Below are 21,336 nucleotides of genomic sequence, written 5' to 3'. Positions count from 1 at the left end.
GGATGAAGGATGGGGGATGAAGGATGAAGGATGAAGGATGAAGGATGGGGGAGATAACGACTGAAGTCGTTACTACAAACTGTTGTTACTAATTTCTCCACCCCATCCTCCTCATCTCCCCATCTCCCCCATCCTCCCCATCTCCCCCATCTCCCCCATCCTCCCCATCTCCCCCATCCCTCTCCTGCTCTCCTCCACAAATTGACAGGCCGTTTCATACACCAGTAAACTCATGGGTGAAATTGCAATTTCGCTAAAAAATGTTTCCAAATGCTTCAAACGCTATCGGCATCCTGCCGATCGCCTCAAAGAAATTCTCCTCCCCGGCAAAGTCCGATCGGATGAATTCTGGGCCTTACGCGATATCTCCCTAGAACTTCCTAAAGGCAAAACCCTCGGCGTTGTCGGTCGCAATGGGTCGGGAAAAAGTACCCTCCTTCAAACCATTGTCGGCACTCTATCTCCCACCAGTGGACAAGTTGAAGTCAAAGGCAGAATTTCCGCCCTCCTTGAACTCGGCAGCGGGTTTAATCCGGAATTTACCGGACGGCAAAATGTCTTTTTTAATGCTCAATTACTCGGTCTCTCTCAACAAGAAGTTGAGAACAGATTCGATGAAATAGTCGCCTTTGCAGATATCGGCGATTTCCTGGATCAACCCGTCAAAACCTACTCCAGCGGGATGTTTGTCCGGTTAGCCTTTGCCGTCGCCACCAGCGTTGACCCGGATATTCTGATTGTGGATGAAGCCCTTTCTGTGGGAGATGAAGCCTTTCAACGCAAGTGCTTTGCCCGGATTGAAACCATCCAAGAACGCGGCGGGACGATTTTATTTGTCTCCCATGCTGCTGCGATGGTTATTGAATTATGTGATTCGGCAATTTTCATGCATGATGGGGAATTGCTGCTCTATCATACGCCCAAAATTGTGGTGGATAAATATCAAAAATTGATTTACTCTCCCCCCCATAAAGTAGAGGCGTTATGCGACGAGATTCGCAAGCTCAATCAGGAAAAAGATGAGCCAGAAGACTCGGAAAAACTCCCCGTGTTTACTCCTCATTCCAGTGAATTTGCCCTCCCCGCCTCGTCGGGTCCGGTGGAACAGGCCGCGCGGGCTTATTATGATGAGGACCTGCAACCCAGCAATACCCTACACTACGAATCACGGGGGGCGAAAATTATTGACCCCCATATTCTGACCCCCACGGGAAAAAAAGTGAATAACCTGGTGGGTCGTCACGAATATGTTTACACCTATACGGTGGAATTTTTGGAGTCCGCTTCTCAAATTCGCTGTGGAATGTTGGTGAAAACCATTAGCGGGTTAGACTTGGGTGGGGCATCCCATTCCTTTTCTGAACAGTCTCTGCAAACAGTTGAAGCGGGGACGAAAGTTGTTGTAAAATTCCGGTTTAAATGTTTGCTCAATCCCGGAGTCTATTTTTTAAATGCTGGGGTTTCAGGGATTGTCAATGGGGATTTTACCTATTTAGCCCGTTGTATTGATGTGGCAATGTTTCGAGTTCAACAGGAACAAAGTTTATCTGCCACCGGCATTGTAGACTTACTGGTTAAACCCACGGTTACGGTTGAGACCGAGGTCCCGGAACTGGTCAAAGAAATTGAATTAATTTGATTTAATTTGATTGGACTGGTGACTGAATGACCCCAAAATTTCCACCCACCTCCCCTCATGAACCCGGATTCAGGGGGGAGGATGGGACTGTGGAGATGTCCTTTCATTGATACGGATACAAGGAATCATGTCGTTGCCCCTGATTGTCACCGGAATGCACCGTTCGGGAACTTCTCTAATCGCTTCGTTGATGAAAGTCATCGGGGTGGAACTTGGCGATCGCCTCTATCAAGCAGACTGTTTTAATGTCAAGGGGTATTTCGAGGACCTGGATTTTCTGGAGTTTCAGCGATCGCTTCTCCAAGACAGTTGTCCCCCGGGAGACCCCGGTTGGCCGGATTGGGGTTGGACGGAACAAGAATCCCTCAATGTTGACCACTTTAAAACGGGTTTGGCAACGGCACAAGGGTTAATTGACTCGCGAAATGCTCAAGGAGGACTCTGGGGGTGGAAGGACCCCCGGACCTCCCTAATGCTGGATTTTTGGCAAGAATTACTCCCCGAGGCGCGTTATTTATTCGTGTATCGTCTCCCCTGGGATGTGGTGGATTCCATTCTGCGTCTCAATAGTGGGATTTTTTCCCAGCGTCCCGATTATGCCATCCGCAGTTGGGCCTATTATAATCGCCATATTTTGGACTTCTATCGCCGCTATCCCGATCGCTGTCTGTTGGTGAATATTAATGCGCTTTTAGCACAACCGACTAAACTGGTCAAGCTGTTAGAAACCAAGTTAAATCTTTCCGTAAAATTGGGGTTAGATGACTCAAGGTTCCAAACGATTTATGACCCAAATTTGTTTCAACAATTGCCCAATGACCGCCCCTTAGTTCGGTTTCTCCAACATCCGGAACTGCCCTACCTTTCTCTTTTAGAAGAACTGGATTGGACGGCGGATCTGCCCAGTCATTTTACTCCACAGCCCCAGTCCGATTCGTTCCCTTTAGAAATTTATCCCCTCTGGTTACATCATGAAGCGGTCCAAGCTAGAGTCCAGCTTGAAACTCGGGCGAATGAGGCGGCGAGGGTGGGTGAGCTTCAAGGGGAATGCGATCGCCTCCGAGACCAAATTGCTTGGATGGAAACCTCGAAGTTCTGGAAACTCAAGGTAAAATGGTCTGAATTGAAAGGGGCAGTTGCCCGCACTATCCATCTCAAATCCAGCCAATTATAGGACCAGGGTAATATGTCGGAATCGGCAGCAGTCTATGCAATGTCCAAGATAGCCGTATCGGTGATTATTCCTTGTTACAACCAAGGAGAGTTTGTTTTAGAGGCGATCGCCAGTGTCGAAAGCTGTCAAGACCCGGTTTATGAAATTTTAATTGTTAATGATGGTTCCACCTCGCCGGTAACCCAAAAGGTGCTGAATTATCTCCAAGAAAAGGGCTATCAGGTGATTAACCAATCCAATCAAGGACTGGCTGCTGCCCGAAATACCGGCATCAAAAAGGCCCAGGGTCGTTATATTTTACCCTTGGATGCTGACAATAAAATTAAACCCGCCTATATTACCGAAGCTGTCGAAATTTTAGACGAACAGCCGGAAGTGGGGGTGGTTTATGGCAATGCGGAATTATTTGGAGAAAAGACCGGGATTGTCGAGGTTCCGGACTTTGATATCAATCGCCTGGTGGCGGGAAATTATATTGATGCCTGTGCGGTGTTTAGAAGAACGGTTTGGCAGGACTGTGGGGGATATGATTCCCAGATTCCCCAAAAGTTAGGCTATGAAGATTGGGATTTTTGGTTAGGGGTTGCGGAGAAAGGCTGGCAATTTCACCATGTTTCTGAAGTGATGTATGAGTATCGTTTTCGGGCGAATTCAATGGTGAGTGCTTGTAATATTCCTGAGAATCGGCGGGAATTATTTCGCTATATTTGTAGCAAACATATTGGGTTATATGCGACAAATTTCGCGAATATTTTTGCTCAAAAAGAGTGCGAACGGTTAGAAGAACAGGAGAAAAACGAGGAAATTGCGGCCAATTTGAGCAAAACCGAGGTGAAATTAGCGGTTTTGCGATCGCAATTGGAAGAAACGGAAACCGAGTTACAAGTCCTCAGATCACGAGTAAAAGAAACGGAGGCATGGGACCCGAGGGCCAAAATAGCTGAGTTGGAGGAGGAACTCCAGGACTTGCAAGGGGAACTGGGGCGATCGCAGGGGGAAAACCAATCGTTAGCGTCTCAAATCCAGGATTTACAGCAGCAGTTGGCGCAATCTCGCGCTGATTTTGAGGTGCAACGGGAGGAAGCATTGCAGTCGTCTCAACTGCAACAGCAGGAACTCGAACAAACCCGGACCCAGATGCAAGCACAACTGGATGAACTCACCCACCAGTCCCAACAGCAGACTGCCCAACTTCAGGCGGAGTGGGAGGGCCAACTTCAGGAGCGCGATCGCCTCCACCATCAACTCCAATCCCAGATTTTACAGACTCAGGCCACCCTGGAACAAGCTCAACAGGAAATTGCCGCCATGCATACCAGTAAATTCTGGAAATTACGGGCCCAATGGTTTAAGCTAAAACAAGCTTTCCGGATGACCAATCCGGTCAAGGGATGATGAATGTTAGTTCAAAACGCAGAGATGGAACATAAATTCATAAAAGTCCTGCTCCAGTTTAGAGGAAATTTTTAATCTTTTTTCCTCTCCCACCCTGATTTTTGAAAACCTATTCACCCTTGTAAAATCAAGAACGAATGCGAAACCATCCTCTGTCCCGAACCCTCGGCAACTTATCCCGCGCCCAGCGGTTATCTAAACGGTTTTACGAAAAAGTAAAAACCCAAGGTGTCCGTTATGCTTTGGCGCGATTATTTCGGAAACTTTATTTTAAACTCGATGATAATCCGCTGCCCGGTCCCGGCGCGCCGGAAGTCACTCATCCTTATGCGGATTATCATTTTTGGTTAGGTCAAAATTCATCTCGGGCAGCAGATTTGCGGCACAAAGCACAAACGTTACAGGTGTTTCAATATCAGCCGTTAATTAGCATTGTCATGCCGGTTTATAATACCCCGGAATTCTATTTGAGAATGGCACTAGATTCGGTGACCTCTCAGATTTATCCCCATTGGGAACTCTGTATCGCCGATGATGCTTCCACCGCTGACTATATCCGGCCTCTTTTAAAAGAATATGCGGAACGAGATGCGCGGATTAAGTTAGTATTTCGCGAGAAAAATGGTCATATTTCGGCGGCATCTAATTCAGCGATCGCCTTGGCAACTGGGGACTATATTGCCCTGTTGGACCATGATGATATGCTCAATGCCGATGCTTTATATGAAATGGCTTTATGGCTAAATCTGTATCCCGATGCGGATATGATTTATAGCGATGAAGATAAAGTGGATGACAACAATATGCTGCGGGACCCGTTCTTTAAACCGGACTGGTGTCCTGATTCTTTTCTGTCGCGGATGTACACTTGCCACTTGGGATTGTATCGTCGGGCGATCGTAGAGGAAATTGGCGGATTTAGAATCGGTTATGAAGGCTCCCAAGACTATGATTTTGTCTTAAGATTTACGGAAAAAACCGATAAAATTTATCATATTCCTAAAATTCTCTACCACTGGCGCATTCATCCGCAATCCACCGCCAGCGAGTTAGAAACTAAAAACTATGCTGTTGATGCCGCTGAAAAAGCCCTCACTGAAGCCTTAATCCGCCGGGGAGAACCGGGACGAGTCCTCCCCACTCCCGGAGGGCACTGGATTGTTCGCTATCATATCCAGGATTATCAGCGGGTTACGGTGATTATTCCCACCCGCAATTTAGGGTCAATTCTCAACACCTGCCTGACTTCAATTTTTGAGAAAACCACCTATCCCAATTATGAAGTGTTAGTGATTGATAATGGCAGTGATGAACCGGAAACCTTGGAGTTATTCAGTAAATGGCAAGCCAAAGAACCGGACCGATTTCGCTGCATTCAATACGACGTTCCCTTTAATTTTTCTAAGATTAATAACTATGCCGTAACCCAAGCCGAAGGCCAGTATTTGCTATTTTTAAATAACGATACCGAAGTGCTGGATGGGGACTGGATGACGGCGATGGTAGAACAGGTCCAACGTCCGAGTATTGGGGCCGTTGGGGCGTTGTTGTTGTACCCGGATGATAGCATCCAACACGCCGGAGTGGTGATTGGATTAGGGGGAGTAGCGGGTCACAGTCATAAGCATTTTCCATCCCAAGTTCCAGGATATTACTATCAACTGAAGACGGTGAATAATTATTCCGCAGTCACTGCCGCTTGTTTGATGTGTCGTCGGGAGGTGTTTGAATCCGTGGGAGGGTTTAATGAGGAAGATTTGAGTATTGCCTTTAATGATGTGGATTTGTGTTTGAAAATGGTGGAAAAAGGATATCGCAATCTCTATTTGCCTCATGTGGTTTTGTATCACTATGAATCAAAAAGTCGGGGATTTGAGGATACGCCGGAAAAAATTGCTCGGTTTTCTAAAGAGATTGACTATATGCGGAATCGCTGGAAAACGATCATTAAGCACGATCCATGCTATAGTCCGAATTTAACTCGCGATCGCGAAGATTATAGCATCGGGATTTAATCCAGTTGGGTTTGAGTTCAGAAATCCATGAGCATCAGGATGTAACCGCAGCGATGAAAACGTTTAATACTTCCAATTTCAAGTCTTTTGCCAAAGCCTTGTTAGGTAGAAAAGATTTGCCTGTACCCAGTATCACTCCACCCTCGGAACCTTTTTTGTACTGCATTGATTCTCCTCAGTCTCAATCAGCTATATCACCAGCGTTTGTGATTGTCAGTGGGTGGATTGTGGGGCGTGAATCCAGTCCGATTGAAGATGTCATTCTCTGTAATGAAACCGATGATGTTTTCCCGTTAACCCGGGTCGATCGCCCGGATGTGCAATCCGCCTATCCCAATCGGACTGGAGTCGGGTTTCAGGGCTTTCTTTTAACCCGTCAGCTTACCCGAGGAACCTCTTGGTTTATTCAGTTTTGGATGGATGAACAACTCTATCGTTTCCCCATTGATTTGTTTATATCGGGAGAGTTGTGCGAGAATTTTTCGCAGCAAAAACAAGCTAAGTTAGCCAAAATTCGACCGATTTTGCAATGTCCGGTTTGTGGCAGCGATCGCCTAGAAGAACACAACTCGGTTCTCTTCTGTCCTAACTGTGGTTCAGAATTTCAGATCAATTCCAACCACTATAACTTCCTAAATCGCCAATTAACCGAATATGGAAAGGTCACCTCAACCGCTTCTATTTCCGCCAATGATTATGACCCCATTAGCCTCAAGTTAATTGAACAATTTTCCAGTGGCTTAATTTTGGATAATGGCTGCGGGTTGAGAAATCTTTATTATCCCAATGTCGTCAATTTAGATATTGTAGATTATCCGACCAGCGATGTCATCAGTATCGGGGAAAAACTGCCATTTAAATCCAATTCATTTGATGCCGTGTTTTCCCTCGCTGTGTTAGAACACGTTAAAAATCCTTTTGAATGTGCCAAAGAAATTACTCGGGTACTCAAACCCGGGGGAACACTGTATGCAGCTGTTCCTTTTCTCCAACCGTTTCATGGCTATCCCGACCATTACTATAACATGACCAGCAGTGGGCTAAAGAATTTATTTAGCGAGTTAGAAGACCTAAAATGTACCGTAGAACTGCCGGGATTACCCATTGCTGCTTTAACTTGGTTTCTCAACTCTTATGTCCAAGGGTTACCTCAACCCATTGCTGAATCGTTCAAAGAGATGAAAATTGGGGATTTCTTAGCACATCCCAACAATTATATGGATCGAGATTTTGTGACGTTTCTCCATCCCAAAACCAATGAAGAGTTAGCCTCTTGTAACTATTTGATTGCTAAAAAGGCTTTGTGATTAATCGAGTTCATTTCCTCTCAACTATGCCAGATTTTTTGATTATTGGAACCCAAAAAGGAGGGACAACTTCTCTCTATCATTACTTAACGCAACATCCCCAAATTCTCCCCGCTGTTCAAAAAGAAGTTCATTTTTTTGACCTCAATTTTCATCATGAAATTGACTGGTATTTCCAACAATTTCCACCCCAAGAATCCCGCGCAGGGATGCTAACGGGAGAAGCGACTCCTTATTATCTATTTCATCCCTTAGTTCCCCAGCGGGTGAAGGATTTATTTCCCCTGGTTAAGCTGATTGTGTTGCTGAGAAATCCTGTACAAAGAGCCTGGTCTCATTATAATCATGAAGTGCGATTGGGATTTGAGACCCTTTCTTTTGCGGAGGCGATCGCTCAAGAACCGGCCCGACTCGCTGGGGAAGTGGAAAAAATGTGGGCTGACCCCAACTATTATAGTTACAATCATCAACATTACACCTATTTATCCCGGGGAATTTATGCGACTCAACTCAAAAGTTGGATGGAACTTTTCCCCCAAGAGCAATTCTTAATCCTTTCAAGTGAAGCCTTTTATGCCAATCCGGCGGCCACCCTTGCTGAAACTTTGGCATTTTTAGGGTTACCTCCAATGGAAATTGCCGACTATCCCAAATACAATGCGGGAGAATATGCGACCCTGCCGGAGGGACTCCAATCCACCTTGAATCAATATTTTCAGCCGCATAACCAGCAGCTTGTGGATGAATTTTCTCTCAATTTTTCTTGGGATTAAATCACCAAAATGTGGTAAAAGAATGCGGGGGGATGGTCATCTCGGTAGAACACCGGGGTGAAGGATGAATCATCAAAGTTCGCTTGAATGTTGTCTCATAAGGGAGGTAGATGCCACCGCAATGGAAAAACCCAATCACGGCATTGACTATGAAGGGACCTGGGATGCTTATGCCGAAATGTGGCAAGAGTTGCATCCTGAACTCGATCGCATTGGCGATGAATGGATTGGCAAAGGGGCGGGGGCTGCTAGTACCCTAGCGGAATATGAAACCCTGATTGAACAGCGCTTCATTCAGCCTTATATCGGGCAGGAACATCGGGTATTAGAAATCGGCGTGGGGGGTGGCAAAACTGGCGGATTGTTGCTTAAACACTGCAAAACGCTCATCTGTGCGGATATTTCTAGTAAAATGCTAGAGGCCACGCGATCGCACCTCGGGGACGATCGCGTTAGCTATCTCAAACTCGATGGACTGACTCTCAAGGCGATCGAACCCCATTCTGTTGATATCTGTTTCTGTTACGATACAATGGTGCATTTGGAACCTCGCGATATTTTCAATTATTTGACGCAAATTCCGGCCTTACTGCGAGGCGATCGTCTTTGTGTCTTTCACCATACCAACATTCTCAGCGAGTTAGGTTGGCAAAAGTTTTTGAGTGAATGGCATCTCAATTTAAAAGGACAACGGCATGGTTCAGCCTTTTCTGTGATGAGCGATCGCATCATGGAAAAATTTCTCACCCATCTCAATTATGAAATTTTAGTCAAAGACACTCAGTCGGTTCCCCGAGATTGCGTTTGGGTCTGCAAAGCCCCAATCGTTTAACGTCTCCCCCCGTAAGATTAGGAACAAAAGGTGGTTAACTTTTTGTTCCTAATCTTAATTTTTGCCCCTTATTTATTGTTTACCATAACCCTTGCAATTATAGCTCATGCGAATTCTCTTTCTGCATCCTAACTTTCCGGCCCAGTTTCGTCATTTAGCCACCGTATTAGGCAGCAATCCTAACAATCAAGTTGTTTTTGGTACCAAAAACGAACGCCCTGAATGGGTGATTCCTGGGGTCAAAAAAGCCTTGTTTTCCCCCAGTCGCGACCCCCATCCGGGCACTCACCATTATGTTCGTCCCCTAGAAAGTGCCGTGATTTATGGACAAGCGGTTTATCGCATGGCGGAACAACTCAAAACCCAAGGATTTGTCCCCGATGTAATTTATGGTCATTCCGGTTGGGGTCCGACAACATTTGCCAAGGATATCTATCCGGAAACCCCGTTAATGTGTTACTTTGAATGGTATTATCATGCCTACGGGTCTGATGCCAACTTTGACCCTAATGACCCCTTAAATGCGGATGATGTAGCTCGAATTCGCGTCAAAAATGCGCCCATTTTAATTGATTTAGCCTCTTGCGATTGGGGAGTCTCTCCGACTTATTGGCAGCGATCGCAATTTCCCCCGGAATTTCATAGCAAAATCTCCGTCGTTCATGATGGCGTCGATACGGAATTTTTCAAACCTAACCCGGGGGCAAAATTAGTTCTTCCCAACCTAGATTTATCCCATGTCGATGAACTTGTCACCTATGTGGCGCGAGGCATGGAACCCTATCGTGGATTTCCTGAATTTATCGAAGCTGTCGGTTATATTCAGGAACGCCGTCCGAATTGTCATGTTGTTGTCGTCGGTTCCGATCGCGTTTGCTACGGCAAATCTCTCCCCAATGGGGAAACCTACAAAGACTATATGCTCAAAAAAGTCCCCCTCGATTTAACCCGGGTTCACTTTGTCGGGTCCTTGCCTTATGGATTATATTTAAAAGTCATTCAAGCGTCAGACGTGCATATTTATCTCACGCGACCTTTTGTGTTATCTTGGTCCATGATTGAATCGATGTCCACAGGTTGCTTAGTCTTGGGTTCCGATACTCAACCTGTACGAGAAGTCATCACAGATGGGGACAATGGATTACTCGTAGACTTTTTCTCTCCTAAACAAATAGCCAGTCGCGTGGATGAAGTATTCAATCATCCGACTCGCATGGCAGAGATTCGCAAAAAAGCCCGGGAAACGGCGATCGAACGGTATGCCATGCCAATGTTACTCAAGCGCCATATTCAACTGATTGAAGATGTCGCCAGTGGTGTTTTAAACAACAAAAGTTTCACGGTTTAATCGGCATAAACATCTAAATGTAGAGGCGATTCGCGAATCGCCCCTACATTTAGGCTGAATTCTCCATCTCAGGATTGGTGCGTGATTAGGAATTATCGCTGATCCAAGTCTTGATTCTATCTTCTAAGTTACCAATATCTTCGGGACAAAGTTTGTGAATTCGGTCATACCGGCGCGCCGCTTCTTCCGCGAGGGGTTTGCGCCCTTCTCCCGGTGCATCTAATAACCTGCGCTGTTGAGAAAAGGGCAAAAAGTAAGTTTCTTTAGGATTGACTTCTTGGCGAATGACCTGCCAATTATAATCCTGTGGTAAATCTTGACCCGCTAAAACCCACACTTCGATTTCTTGCCAAGCATTTTCAGCCAAAAATAACCGGCGATTTCCTAAAATCTGATGAGCTTTCGTTTCTAGTTTATCGAGGGCAACTTTGCGCCCTTCTTTGCCATCGCGATCGACACAAAGCAAAAACAGATCGACCATCGGATATTGATTAATAATACTTTCAATATTGTCCCATTTTAATGCTTCGCTGACACCTCCCAAGAGAGGGTCTTGGCAAATCCTTATTTTAGCGCTAGGTTTACCCAGACTTTTCATCAAGGCAGTGATAATAGGTTTGAGCATATATTGATCCTTGCGAAAATCTTCGGGAATGACTAAGACCCTCATTCTTCCCCCTCATCACTCATAAATTCCATCACATTCTCTAACCAAGCGGATTCGTGGAGGTGGGCGAGGGTTTGTTTTTCCAGAACTTCTTGAGCATTCGGGATATCTAAAATCCGGATAATTTTCGCATCGGGTCTATTTTCTAAACGGTAGGTTAACGAGACAGACTCTAAGAGATTAGGACTTAAAAGTCTCAGTAACTGGGAGGAATGAGTGGTGGCAATCATTTGGATTTTGCCTTGAGAAACTTGCCGTTCAATCAATTGCAGTAAGAGATGTAACCGAGTGGGATGGATGCCATTATCTAATTCTTCAAAAAAGTAGAGTTTTGCCGGAGATGAACCCAGTAATGCAGCTATCATGGCTAGAAATCTCAGAGTTCCATCAGAGGCACTGTAGGCGGATATTTTTTGCCCACTCTCTTCGACTAGGGTCAATAAAATTTTCCCCGTAAAATCTGATGGAAACTCAAAGTCTTGAGCATCCATTGGGGTGAGTTCCTGTATCCACTCCAGCAGGATGGCCTTTTTGTGGGGGTCTTGACAAATATCAAACAAGACAGAGGAGAGGTTTTCGCCGCGATCGCCTAAAATAGTTTGTCCTGGAACCGATGGCATCCGGATCGCTTCTGGATTGAGGTCCAGGAATTGTATATCATTGAGAGCATTTAAACATTGTTCTGAGATAAATTGAACGTAATAATATTGTTTTGAAAAAACCTCCCTTTCAACAATATCAGTAGATAAGAGAGAAGATTTTTTATCTACAAATTCTGAAACCAAAGGTGTACCAAAAAATAAAATATTTACTCTATAAAGCCTTCCATCATCCGTCTGAGTCTGTAGATAGGGGGTTAAACTATCTTTGGGTAAAATGTATTCAAAAAGCGGAGCAGGGAAATTTTTAATTTGAAGTTTTTCTTGACAAATTTGTGGACTTCTGCCACTTGTACCCGGATTTACGGTAATGCTATATATAGCTTCTTGCTGTTCCTCTTGATAGTCAACTGTAAATTCCACTTCCAATGTAAACGTTTCAGAATTCTGAAACGTAATTTCTCGCGGTCCTCCGCGAATGCCGCGCCATTGCAAAACGCCCCCTTCTACATATTTTTCGCCCATGATTTCGGCGAGATTATAGCCACGAGCAATGCCATGCAAAAACCGCAAAGCATCTCTAATATTACTTTTCCCCGAGGCATTGGTTCCGATTAACAATGTAAAAGGACCGAGGATGAGTTCCGCATCTTTAAAATTTTTAAAGTTTTTTAGGCGTATTTTTTTTAGCATAAATCATTGAATGTCTATCTAGGTTGTGATAAAAATTGGTGAAGTTGATTATAACATTTCTTGAAAAGTCCCTAATTTATGACTCTCATTGTAATCTAACTTGTCTTGATGTGAGGAAAATGATTGTTGCTCCAATCTATCCTTTTTAAATAGATTGGAGCAAAGTTTTCTATAAATCCTGACTAATCAGGACGTTGAATGATGGTTTCCATGACTCGGCGCTTATTTGCATCAATTCCAAATAGGCGCACATATTCCCCGGCATAGTTTGCTAAACAGGATTCTAAGGAGGCGATCGCCTCGGATTCATTCCCGGTTTGAATGCATCCACAACTTTGCCAGGACCCGGTTCTAAAGCGACGGCGATCGACGTGCTCGATGCCAATCGGATAACCTTGTGATACTAAATGTCTGAGTTGTTTCAACGCATCCAAATCTAAGGTTGCTGTAGCAGATTTAGATTGGTTTTGGGGACGAGACACCTCCGCAGAGGGAGAACCATTAGATACAGTCGGTTGAGCGTTATAACCCTGATTTTCCTGACGGATTCCATTCCCCGAGGCAGGGGGTTGTCCCGGCATAAACCCATAGCGTTGTGCCGTGTTACTTTCAGCCAAAGAACGGTTATAAGCTGCTACCAATCGCAACTCTTGAATATGTTGCTGTTCCTTCACCATTTGTTCCCCTTTTTCCATCAGGTGTTCCAGGCGAAAGTCGGGTTTAATAAAGCTATGCTTTTCCGTACTATTGGCAACTTTTAGACCAATTTTATCAAAGCCGGTTTGTTCAATAAAAGCCAAAATTTGCTCATCATAAATACTGGCTCGCAAGGCACTAAAAAAGTCAATGGATTGGCTTTCAAATTTAGACACCAGTTGTTCAATTTGCCCTCGGTTTAGTCCATCGGGGGTAAAAATTCCATTGACAATTTCTAATCGGTCCTCTCGATTCGGTTCCCAATAGAATTTGTCCATGCGTCCATCACGAACCAAGGGCGCATACAGGGTCCCAAAGTCATTCCCTGTGACAATAATCGGCACCCGAGGCAAGGGTTCGCTATCGTAGCTACCGGGAAGCTGAACATTGGTGGGATTATCGGCAATATTCATCAAGGTGGCATTGACTAATTGCGTATTCACGGTGTATTGCGTGCCGCTATCCACTCGTCCTGCACCGGCATCAATATCATTAATCATTAACACGGCTAATTTGCCATGTTTGCTAATAATATCCGCTGCTTCTCGATACCTAAAGCGCACTAACCTAGAAGGGTCTCCCGCATCTGGACTTTCTAATTCACCGGCGGATAGATGAATCGCTTGGACTTTCATCCGTTTGAAAACTAATTCACATTGGAAGGATTTTCCTTCTCCTTTATGACCATGAATCCCTAAAATTAGCGGGGCGTTAATGCCGGGTAAATCGAGAAAATTCTTGGTAATATGAACGGCTAATTTATTGAGGAATCTGGGGGCGATATAGTAAGTCATGAGATTAGAGTGAATCGGACAAGATAAAAGGAAGGGTAGAGAACGGGTGCGTCAGCGTGCTTTTAATTAAAACAATTACCTGAGCATCTGACACACCGGCGAAAATTTAAACTCTCCTGAAAAGGATTAGGAGGGAGGAAGGGCGATCGGGCTGACTTTGAGTTCAGGATGATCGGCCAAGTTTTGGTCCAAGTTCCATTGATTATTAAACAATAAAACAGGACGACCCCAGCGGTCTTTGGCAATAAAAGTATTAAACAGCCGACCGACTTTTTCCAAGGTTTCCCAACCCCCAACCACCCATCGGGCGACGGAATAGGGTAAGATTTCCAGTCGGGTTTCTACGCCATATTCATTGATTAACCGGAATTGGACGACTTCAAACTGGAGTTGTCCAACGGCGGCTAAAATCGGGTCGCGCTTACTTTCATCGGTGGAGTTGAGGATTTGAACTGCCCCTTCTTCTTGCAATTCTGAGACGCCTTTATTGAAGTTTTTATACTTCGTTGGGTCAGCATTTTTCAGGAAGGCAAACAGTTCGGGGGAGAAGGAGGGAATTTCTGGATAGCGAATGGGTTTTCCCATGCAAACTGTGTCCCCGATCGCAAAGCTGCCTGGGTTATTTAATCCGACGACATCTCCGGCATAAGCGACTTCTACGGTTTCCCGGTCCTGGGCAAATAATTTCTGCGGACGGGAGAGGCGAATGGTCTTACCTGTGCGAGTATGGGTTACCACCATGTCTTTTTCAAACTGACCGGAACAAACGCGCAAAAAGGCGACCCGATCGCGATGTTTCGGGTCCATGTTCGCCTGCAATTTGAACACAAATCCGGAAAACTCTGGATAAGTTGGGGGAATTTCTCCCTGGTCACTGTCATGGGGGGCCGGGGCGATCGCATAGTCTAAAAACGCCTCCAAAAATAATTCCACCCCAAAGTTATTCATGGCGCTACCAAAGAACACCGGCGTTAATTGACCTTGATGAATTGCCTCTAAATCCAGTTCCGGACTGACTCCATCCAGCAATTCTAAATCCTCTTGAAGTTGCTGATACAACTCCAGTTCTAGCAAGGATTCTAGTCGGGGGTCACCTATGGGAATGACGGTATCGGTCGCTTTCTTGCTACCGTGGGAGGCACTTTTTTCAAACAGGTGAATTTTCTGTTGACGGCGATCGACCACACCCCGGAAGCGATCGCCAGTCCCGATCGGCCAATTCACCACATAGGTGCTTAACCCGAGTTCCTGCTCAATTTCATCAATCAACTCCAAGGGCGATAAACTCGGGCGATCGAGTTTATTAATGAAGGTAAAAATCGGCAGTTGCCGCATCCGGCAGACTTCAAACAATTTTCGAGTTTGAGTCTCTAACCCTTTGGCAGCATCAATCAGCATGACTGCATTATCTGCTGCTGCCAGGGTCCGATAAGTATCCTCACTAAAATCTTGGTGTCCCGGGGTATCCAACAAGTTCAGTAAGTGTTTTTGATACTGGAATTGCAGAACCGTGGAAGTAATCGAAATTCCCCGCTGTTGTTCCATTGCCATCCAGTCCGAGGTGGCGCTACGTTGCGCCCGTTTTGCTTTAACTGCCCCCGCTTCTTGGATTGCCCCTCCATACAGCAAGAGTTTCTCTGTGAGGGTAGTTTTACCCGCGTCAGGGTGAGAAATGATGGCAAAATTTCGGCGACGATTCACTTCCCAATTGAGGCGATCGTCTGGGGAATTACTTTCAGTTTGTTCAGATTGCATCTCTAGTTGCATGACAGTCGTTCCTCAAATGGCGTTCAGGGTTAGGAGTCAGAAATGGGTGAAAAGGGTTGCTGAAGTTCATTATAGCTAACGCTTTGTTTCTCTCGAACCATTGATAACCCTTCTTTGAGGGCCGTCAGGCGATCGCCCATCCAGTGGTTCCCAGGAATCAACCCAGCAATCCCCAATTTTTCTAACCGTCGCTTCACTTTACCCGTTGCACCGACAACAATCACATCCCGTCCCGCATCGATCGCCTCTTGGATGGCATTTTCAATCGCCAGGGAAGAAGTCACCCCTAAAATCGGCACTTCACCCAAATCCACAATCAGCACATCATAATTGGCGATCGCATGATGTTCCCGGGCGATCGCTTTCGCCACCCCAAAAATCATCGGTCCACTCAAATGGAACAGTAAAACCCGTCCATTTGCTAAATCTAAAACCTGTTTTTCCTCCTCCGTCAACACAATTTGGTCATCGGCATCAGTAATCGCTTTTACCGATTGAGATTGCAGTTCATCCAAGCGCTCAATCGTCAAAATATTCGCGATAAATACCCCAACCGCCACCGCGACCATTAAATCAACAAAAACCGTGAGTAACACCACACTATAAACAATCCCCGCCGCTTTCCAGGAGATTTTATGAACCCGCTTCAGGAACCCCCAATCAATAATATTAATCCCGACCTTGAGGACAATTCCGGCTAACACCGCCAGGGGAATAACTGAAGTTAAAGGGGCCGCCCACAACACCACAATCAACAGCACTAACGCCCGACTAATTCCGGCTAATGCAGTTCTTCCCCCCGCTTGAATACTCACCACCGTTGCCGTCGTGGCCCCAGAACCGGCAATCCCACCGCATAATCCACTAATTAAATTCGCAACCCCTTGAGCAATTAATTCCTTATTCGATTTATGTTCGGTCCGGGTCAAGCTGTCAGCTACCAAACAAGTTAACAGACAATCAATCGAACCTACAATCCCCAAAACCATCGCATTCACAAACATTAACCGCAAATTGTCCGCAGTAAATGTCGGCATCTGGAGTGTGGGTAATCCCGGTGTGATTTCTCCAATCGTGGCAATCGTGCGAATCTCCATCCCGCGAAAGAAAATCAAAGAAATTCCCGTTCCAATGACTAAAGCCACCAGTTGCGGAGGCATAAAACGCTTCAGTTTAGCCGGGTAAAGGAATAGAATGGCAAGAGTTGTTATCCCTAAAATCGTTTCCCAAGGATTAATATTTGCAATGAGATTCGGGAAATTCTTGATAACGCCAATCACCCCCCCCACAGGCGTTCTTTGACCAATAAAGGGAGCAATTTGCAGGAAAATTAGAATCACTCCAATTCCCGTCATAAAGCCGGAAATCACGTTATACGGAAGCATTGTAATATACTTCCCTAATCGCAATACCCCAAAGAGAATTTGGAAAACCCCCCCCATCATCACCACCGTAAATGCCATTGCCAGCCCATTTTCTGGGTTATTTGCCATCAATTCGGCAATGACTGCGGTAACAATAACCGTCATCGGTCCTGTGGGTTCAGAAATCAGGCTGGGTGTACCCCCAAATACAGCGGCGAAAAAGCCGACTAATATCGCCCCCCATAATCCAGCAGAAGCGCCAGCTCCTGAAGCAATCCCGAAAGCGAGGGCCATCGGTAAGGCAACTACTGCAGCGGTTAATCCGCCAAAAATATCGCCTTTGAGGTTACGAAAATGGATGGTATTGGTTATCTGCATAAAGAAATTTCCTCGATTCAAAAATGACTCTAAATTTTTTACAAAATTAGACTAACGAAATAACAATACCGGAATTTTGCTACTTCTCAACATTTGGGCAGTGGTACTGCCGATGACTAAATGACGAATCCGACTATGACCATAAGCCCCCATGAGTAACAAGCTAATATTTTGTTCGGTAATATAGGAGGCGATCGCCTTTTCCGGTTCCCCTTCTAAACGGCAAATCACCGGCTTAAATCCAGACCCTTGCAAGGCTTGTTCTGCTTCCTGCAATCGGGAATTTACCGTGGGACTGTCCTTACTTGTAGCCACCTTCACAATATGCAGGTCCACCCCCTTAAATAATGGGGATTCTCCGATAAATTGCAGCATTTTTTTCGCTGTGGAACTGCCATCATAGGCCAACAATACTCGGTCAATCGGTTGGTATTCCAGGGGAACTACCAGGCAAGGTTTCCGACTACTTCGGACAATCCGTTCTAAATTCGCCCCTAAATGACTCGAAGCAAAACTCGCCGCTTCTCCTCGTTTCCCTAGTACAATTAAATCAGAACTTGCCTCAAATTCATCCAAGCAATCCACCAAAAAGCCGGTTTTATGGATCAGGTTGATGCGATCGACTCCTTCCGATTTGAGACGACTCGCAGCAGTTTGTAAAATCAGCTTGGCCCGTTGGTGGTTAATTTTGGCTTTTTCATGTTCCAACTCCACCAAGCGATTCAGCAAATTTTCCGACGCATCAATCCCAATACTTCCGCTAAAGTTTCCAGTTGAAATCGCCTGTTTACTGCGAATATCCGTCACAGACAATACATCAATTTCTGCCTCTATTTTGGTAGCCAGATCAGCGCCATAACGATAGATAGTTTCTGCAAACAGCGATCCATCAGTGCAAATCAAAATCTTTTTCATGTTACTGGGAATGATGGGATGGATATTCTGCTTCGTTCTGTTCTTTCAATTGGTCAGATTTGGGGGATAGATCCGGTTGTTTGTAGGTTGCCAATTTATCGTACAGCGTTGCACTGGCTTGATTTAAACCGATTAATTCCACCTCAGTTCCATTGCGACGGAATTTAACCACGATCTTATCCAGCATCTCGACAGACCCTTGGTCCCAAAGATGGGCATGAGTCAAATCGACTGTGACGCGATCGACCAATTCATTAAAATCAAATGACGCCAAAAAGTCTTCCTTAGATAAGAAGAAAATCTGTCCCGCCACCTTATAAATCCGGTGCGTTCCATCGGTACTGAGAACCTTATCCACAAAGACCAAATCGGCAATTTTGCGGGAGAAAAACACCGTACTCATCACAATTCCCGTCACCACCCCCAAGGCAAAATTTTTGGTAAAAATTGTCACCAACATGGTAGTCAACATCACAGCAGTTTCACTGCGAGGAATTCGGGGAATATTTTTGAACGATGACCAACGGAATGTCCCAATAGAGACCATAATCATCACGGCAACCAAAGTCGCCATCGGCATTTGCTTCACCCAATCTTGCAACACCAGAATGGCAAATAATAGAAACACCCCGGAAGCAAGAGTTGATAACCGTCCTCGTCCCCCGGATTGGACATTAATCACAGATTGTCCAATCATCCCACACCCAGCCATGCCGCCAAAAAAACTGGTGACAATATTGGCAATTCCTTGTCCTTTAGCTTCTTGGTTTTTATCACTCGGGGTATCCGTTAGTTCATCCACCAAGGACGCGGTGAGAAATGAGGCCAATAACCCGACAATTGCCAAGGTTAGGGAATAGGGTAAAATAATCTGTAAGGTTTCTAAGGTCAGCGGAACTTGTGGCAGTGCAAAGAAGGGTAAGGCAGTGGGTAACTCTCCCATATCCCCGACCCTGGGGACTTCTAATTTGAGGGCGATCGCGGCGATCGTCATCACCGCCAACGCTACCAACGGAGAAGGCACCGCTTTCGTAAATCGAGGCAGGATATAAATAATCGCCAAAGACAGACCCGTCAGCACATAAACTGCCACAGGAACATTCGTCAATTGTGGCAACTGGGCTAGAAATATTAACACCGCCAAAGCATTAATATAGCCAATGGTCACCGCCCGGGGAACGTATTTCATCTGCCGTCCCAGTTTAAGAAAACCAAACACAACTTGCAGAATTCCCGTTAGCAACGTGGCGGCAAATAAATAGGGCAATCCATGATCCTTGACCAAATCAATCATTAGCAATGCCATCGCCCCCGTTGCTGCCGAAATTGACCCGGGTCTACCCCCTAAAAAGGCCGTCATTATGGCAATAATAAAGGAGGCATAGAGTCCGACTTTGGGATCAACCCCAGCAATAATTGAAAAGGCGATCGCCTCGGGAATCAACGCCAAACCCACCACTGCACCCGCCAACAAATCAGCGCGCACATTTGAAAACCACTCTTGCCTGAGTCTGCGACTGTTCAAGTTTCCTCCGTTAACATCATCAAAAGAATTGCGGCTGAATCACGCCGTAAACATAGCCAGAATCAAACTGACTCAATCGGATTAATCCTGATAATTTTTAGCCTCAAACCCCATTAATCCATATCCCACCGTGCCTTAACCCTCCAGGTTCGAGCATCCATTGCAGAGCATCTCCACCGCTTACGGTGGACAAGTTAGCTGAAACCTAGACGGAGAAACACTGACGAACAGGGACATGATTAGCTCTTTCTTGAAAATGGGTAGGTCGTTTAGACTGGGTACGCTGATTTTGCTGATCCAAACCATACCATGAAACCTCCCCACAAAAACCCTCCCCCTGGCGATTCCGGAAAAAATCCCGAAAATCTTGATTTGGCGAGGGTTTGGGCGTTTTAGGCGGGTCTTGTGTCCCATTCCGGTACAGGGCCGACTTCAGGGGGTTTGGTTCATCCAGTCCCGGGGAATGGGGAATGAGGAAAGGGAGATGCGTCGGGTATTAGAGGCGATCGGCTTGAGTCTCCTAACCGACTGACTTGCAAATGCCGAACCTCGGTTCACCTTCTACCTTATTAATCCTTAATTGGAATGTGCTATAATTTTAATAAAAATATGCTAAATTTAGGACATAATTACTCTAAAATTTTTCCAAAAAAAGCAGATGAAACAAACTCAACAATTTACCGCCATCATTGAACGAGAAGGTAATGGATATGTGTCTTTATGTCCCAAACTAGATTTGGCGATTCAAGGTGACACAGTGGAACAAGCTCGTTCTAATTTAATTGAAGCCTTAGAACTCTTTTTCGAGACGGCTAGTGCTTCAGAAATTGAGCGTCGATTAGGGTGAGGAGAGTAATTTATGATTTCTAAAATTCAAATATAGCTAGTATCCAAAAAATATAAATTTTTCAGGGCTGATATAGATAATTGTCGGAGTTAACGGCACTATCCTTTATATCACAGTCCACAGGATTGGAACCTAGCTCCCAAATAGAAGAGGTTTTCTTGATGCCAGTAATAATAATTTTATCCTTTTCTTGGGTAAGCTCAAATTCTGGGTTTTCGCCTAACATATCCTTGAGGATTAACAATCCTTGCTCGGTCGCTGTTAATTTCATGTCCCATGACCTCCATTGGTATTTAGGGAGTGGGTCTATTTGATTATAATCTGTCAGTCACGATGTTGGCGATGATCGACGTTCGGGGAAACCCCATTGGGATAAGCAACAACGGTATAGGGACCCGGACCCCTTTGAGGGAAATGAGGAAGGCGATCGGCTTTTAGGGAGGAGAGTTAATAGGCGATCGCCCATTAAGGGAACTCCAAAAAATAAAATACCCAAAAACCCACACCCTCAAGGGTGGAGGCTCACAGGACGAAGCGGTGCCTGCGCGGGCTAAGAACGTCTTTTTAGTTCCTTAAGCATCGCATTTGGGTGATTTATTTGTTGCAAT

The 21,336-nt window shown here is 45.4% G+C and carries 17 protein-coding genes; 9 read left to right on the top strand and 8 right to left on the bottom strand.

The features are described 5' to 3' along the window. Positions 1–232: 232 nt before the first annotated feature. The 8 genes from NG833_RS16135 to NG833_RS16100 all read left to right on the top strand — a co-directional run bounded on the left by NG833_RS16135 (position 233) and on the right by NG833_RS16100 (position 10,483). The gene (locus NG833_RS16135) at positions 233–1,639 is read left to right on the top strand and encodes an ABC transporter ATP-binding protein (RefSeq protein ID WP_254566309.1); all 1,407 of its coding nucleotides are present in this window, start codon (positions 233–235) and stop codon (positions 1,637–1,639) included. A 127-nt stretch (positions 1,640–1,766) separates the two neighbouring features. Further along, a complete protein-coding gene (locus NG833_RS16130) occupies positions 1,767–2,813 on the top strand; it encodes a sulfotransferase family protein (RefSeq protein ID WP_254566308.1) in 1,047 nt (348 codons plus the stop codon). A 12-nt stretch (positions 2,814–2,825) separates the two neighbouring features. Continuing rightward, complete coding sequence (locus tag NG833_RS16125; RefSeq protein ID WP_254566307.1) at positions 2,826–4,208, top strand: glycosyltransferase; 1,383 nt, start codon at positions 2,826–2,828, stop codon at positions 4,206–4,208. 137 nt (positions 4,209–4,345) lie between these two features. Beyond that, positions 4,346–6,223: a glycosyltransferase family 2 protein gene (locus NG833_RS16120; RefSeq protein WP_254566306.1), complete on the top strand. Its 1,878-nt coding sequence runs from the start codon at positions 4,346–4,348 to the stop codon at positions 6,221–6,223. A 53-nt stretch (positions 6,224–6,276) separates the two neighbouring features. Beyond that, a complete protein-coding gene (locus NG833_RS16115; protein ID WP_254566305.1) occupies positions 6,277–7,530 on the top strand; it encodes a methyltransferase domain-containing protein in 1,254 nt (417 codons plus the stop codon). Between the two features lie 26 nt (positions 7,531–7,556). Further along, positions 7,557–8,303 (top strand): sulfotransferase domain-containing protein, encoded by a 747-nt coding sequence (locus NG833_RS16110; protein WP_254566304.1) that lies wholly within the window; start codon positions 7,557–7,559, stop codon positions 8,301–8,303. A gap of 121 nt (positions 8,304–8,424) precedes the next feature. Next, the gene (locus tag NG833_RS16105; protein ID WP_254566303.1) at positions 8,425–9,135 is read left to right on the top strand and encodes a class I SAM-dependent methyltransferase; all 711 of its coding nucleotides are present in this window, start codon (positions 8,425–8,427) and stop codon (positions 9,133–9,135) included. Positions 9,136–9,241: 106 nt separating this feature from the next. Next, a complete protein-coding gene (locus NG833_RS16100; protein ID WP_254566302.1) occupies positions 9,242–10,483 on the top strand; it encodes a glycosyltransferase family 4 protein in 1,242 nt (413 codons plus the stop codon). Positions 10,484–10,568: 85 nt separating this feature from the next. On the opposite strand, the gene NG833_RS16095 is transcribed toward NG833_RS16100, so the two are convergent. From NG833_RS16095 to NG833_RS16065, 7 genes are all read right to left on the bottom strand, one after another. Continuing rightward, entirely contained in the window at positions 10,569–11,153 is a 585-nt protein-coding gene (locus NG833_RS16095) for a hypothetical protein (RefSeq protein ID WP_254566301.1), read from the bottom strand. After that, positions 11,150–12,442 (bottom strand): AAA family ATPase, encoded by a 1,293-nt coding sequence (locus NG833_RS16090; protein ID WP_254566300.1) that lies wholly within the window; start codon positions 12,440–12,442, stop codon positions 11,150–11,152. The genes NG833_RS16095 and NG833_RS16090 overlap by 4 nt, the downstream gene beginning before the upstream one ends. Positions 12,443–12,624: 182 nt before the next feature. Continuing rightward, positions 12,625–13,932, bottom strand: coding sequence for a ribulose bisphosphate carboxylase small subunit (locus NG833_RS16085; RefSeq protein ID WP_254566299.1), 1,308 nt, complete (start codon positions 13,930–13,932; stop codon positions 12,625–12,627). 126 nt (positions 13,933–14,058) lie between these two features. Further along, positions 14,059–15,699, bottom strand: coding sequence for a peptide chain release factor 3 (gene prfC, locus NG833_RS16080; RefSeq protein ID WP_375293917.1), 1,641 nt, complete (start codon positions 15,697–15,699; stop codon positions 14,059–14,061). A 29-nt stretch (positions 15,700–15,728) separates the two neighbouring features. Next, positions 15,729–17,441: a SulP family inorganic anion transporter gene (locus NG833_RS16075; protein ID WP_254566298.1), complete on the bottom strand. Its 1,713-nt coding sequence runs from the start codon at positions 17,439–17,441 to the stop codon at positions 15,729–15,731. Positions 17,442–17,492: 51 nt separating this feature from the next. After that, positions 17,493–18,356 carry a universal stress protein gene (locus NG833_RS16070; RefSeq protein WP_254566297.1) on the bottom strand — a complete coding sequence of 288 codons (864 nt, stop codon included), beginning with the start codon at positions 18,354–18,356 and terminating at the stop codon, positions 17,493–17,495. 1 nt (position 18,357) lies between these two features. Continuing rightward, the gene (locus NG833_RS16065; RefSeq protein WP_254566296.1) at positions 18,358–19,881 is read right to left on the bottom strand and encodes a SulP family inorganic anion transporter; all 1,524 of its coding nucleotides are present in this window, start codon (positions 19,879–19,881) and stop codon (positions 18,358–18,360) included. 658 nt (positions 19,882–20,539) lie between these two features. Between NG833_RS16065 and NG833_RS16060 the strand changes: the two genes are divergently transcribed. Continuing rightward, positions 20,540–20,728: a type II toxin-antitoxin system HicB family antitoxin gene (locus NG833_RS16060; protein ID WP_254566295.1), complete on the top strand. Its 189-nt coding sequence runs from the start codon at positions 20,540–20,542 to the stop codon at positions 20,726–20,728. Positions 20,729–20,789: 61 nt separating this feature from the next. On the opposite strand, the gene NG833_RS16055 is transcribed toward NG833_RS16060, so the two are convergent. Continuing rightward, positions 20,790–20,999, bottom strand: a complete 210-nt coding sequence (locus NG833_RS16055) for a hypothetical protein (RefSeq protein ID WP_254566294.1) — start codon at positions 20,997–20,999, stop codon at positions 20,790–20,792. Positions 21,000–21,336: the final 337 nt, after the last annotated feature.

It is taken from the genome of Oscillatoria sp. HE19RPO (assembly GCF_024220515.1).
Lineage (GTDB): Bacteria > Cyanobacteriota > Cyanobacteriia > Cyanobacteriales > Laspinemataceae > Laspinema.
The sequence above is the reverse complement of the archived record's forward strand: the minus strand, read 5'-3'. Positions and strand labels throughout refer to the sequence as shown.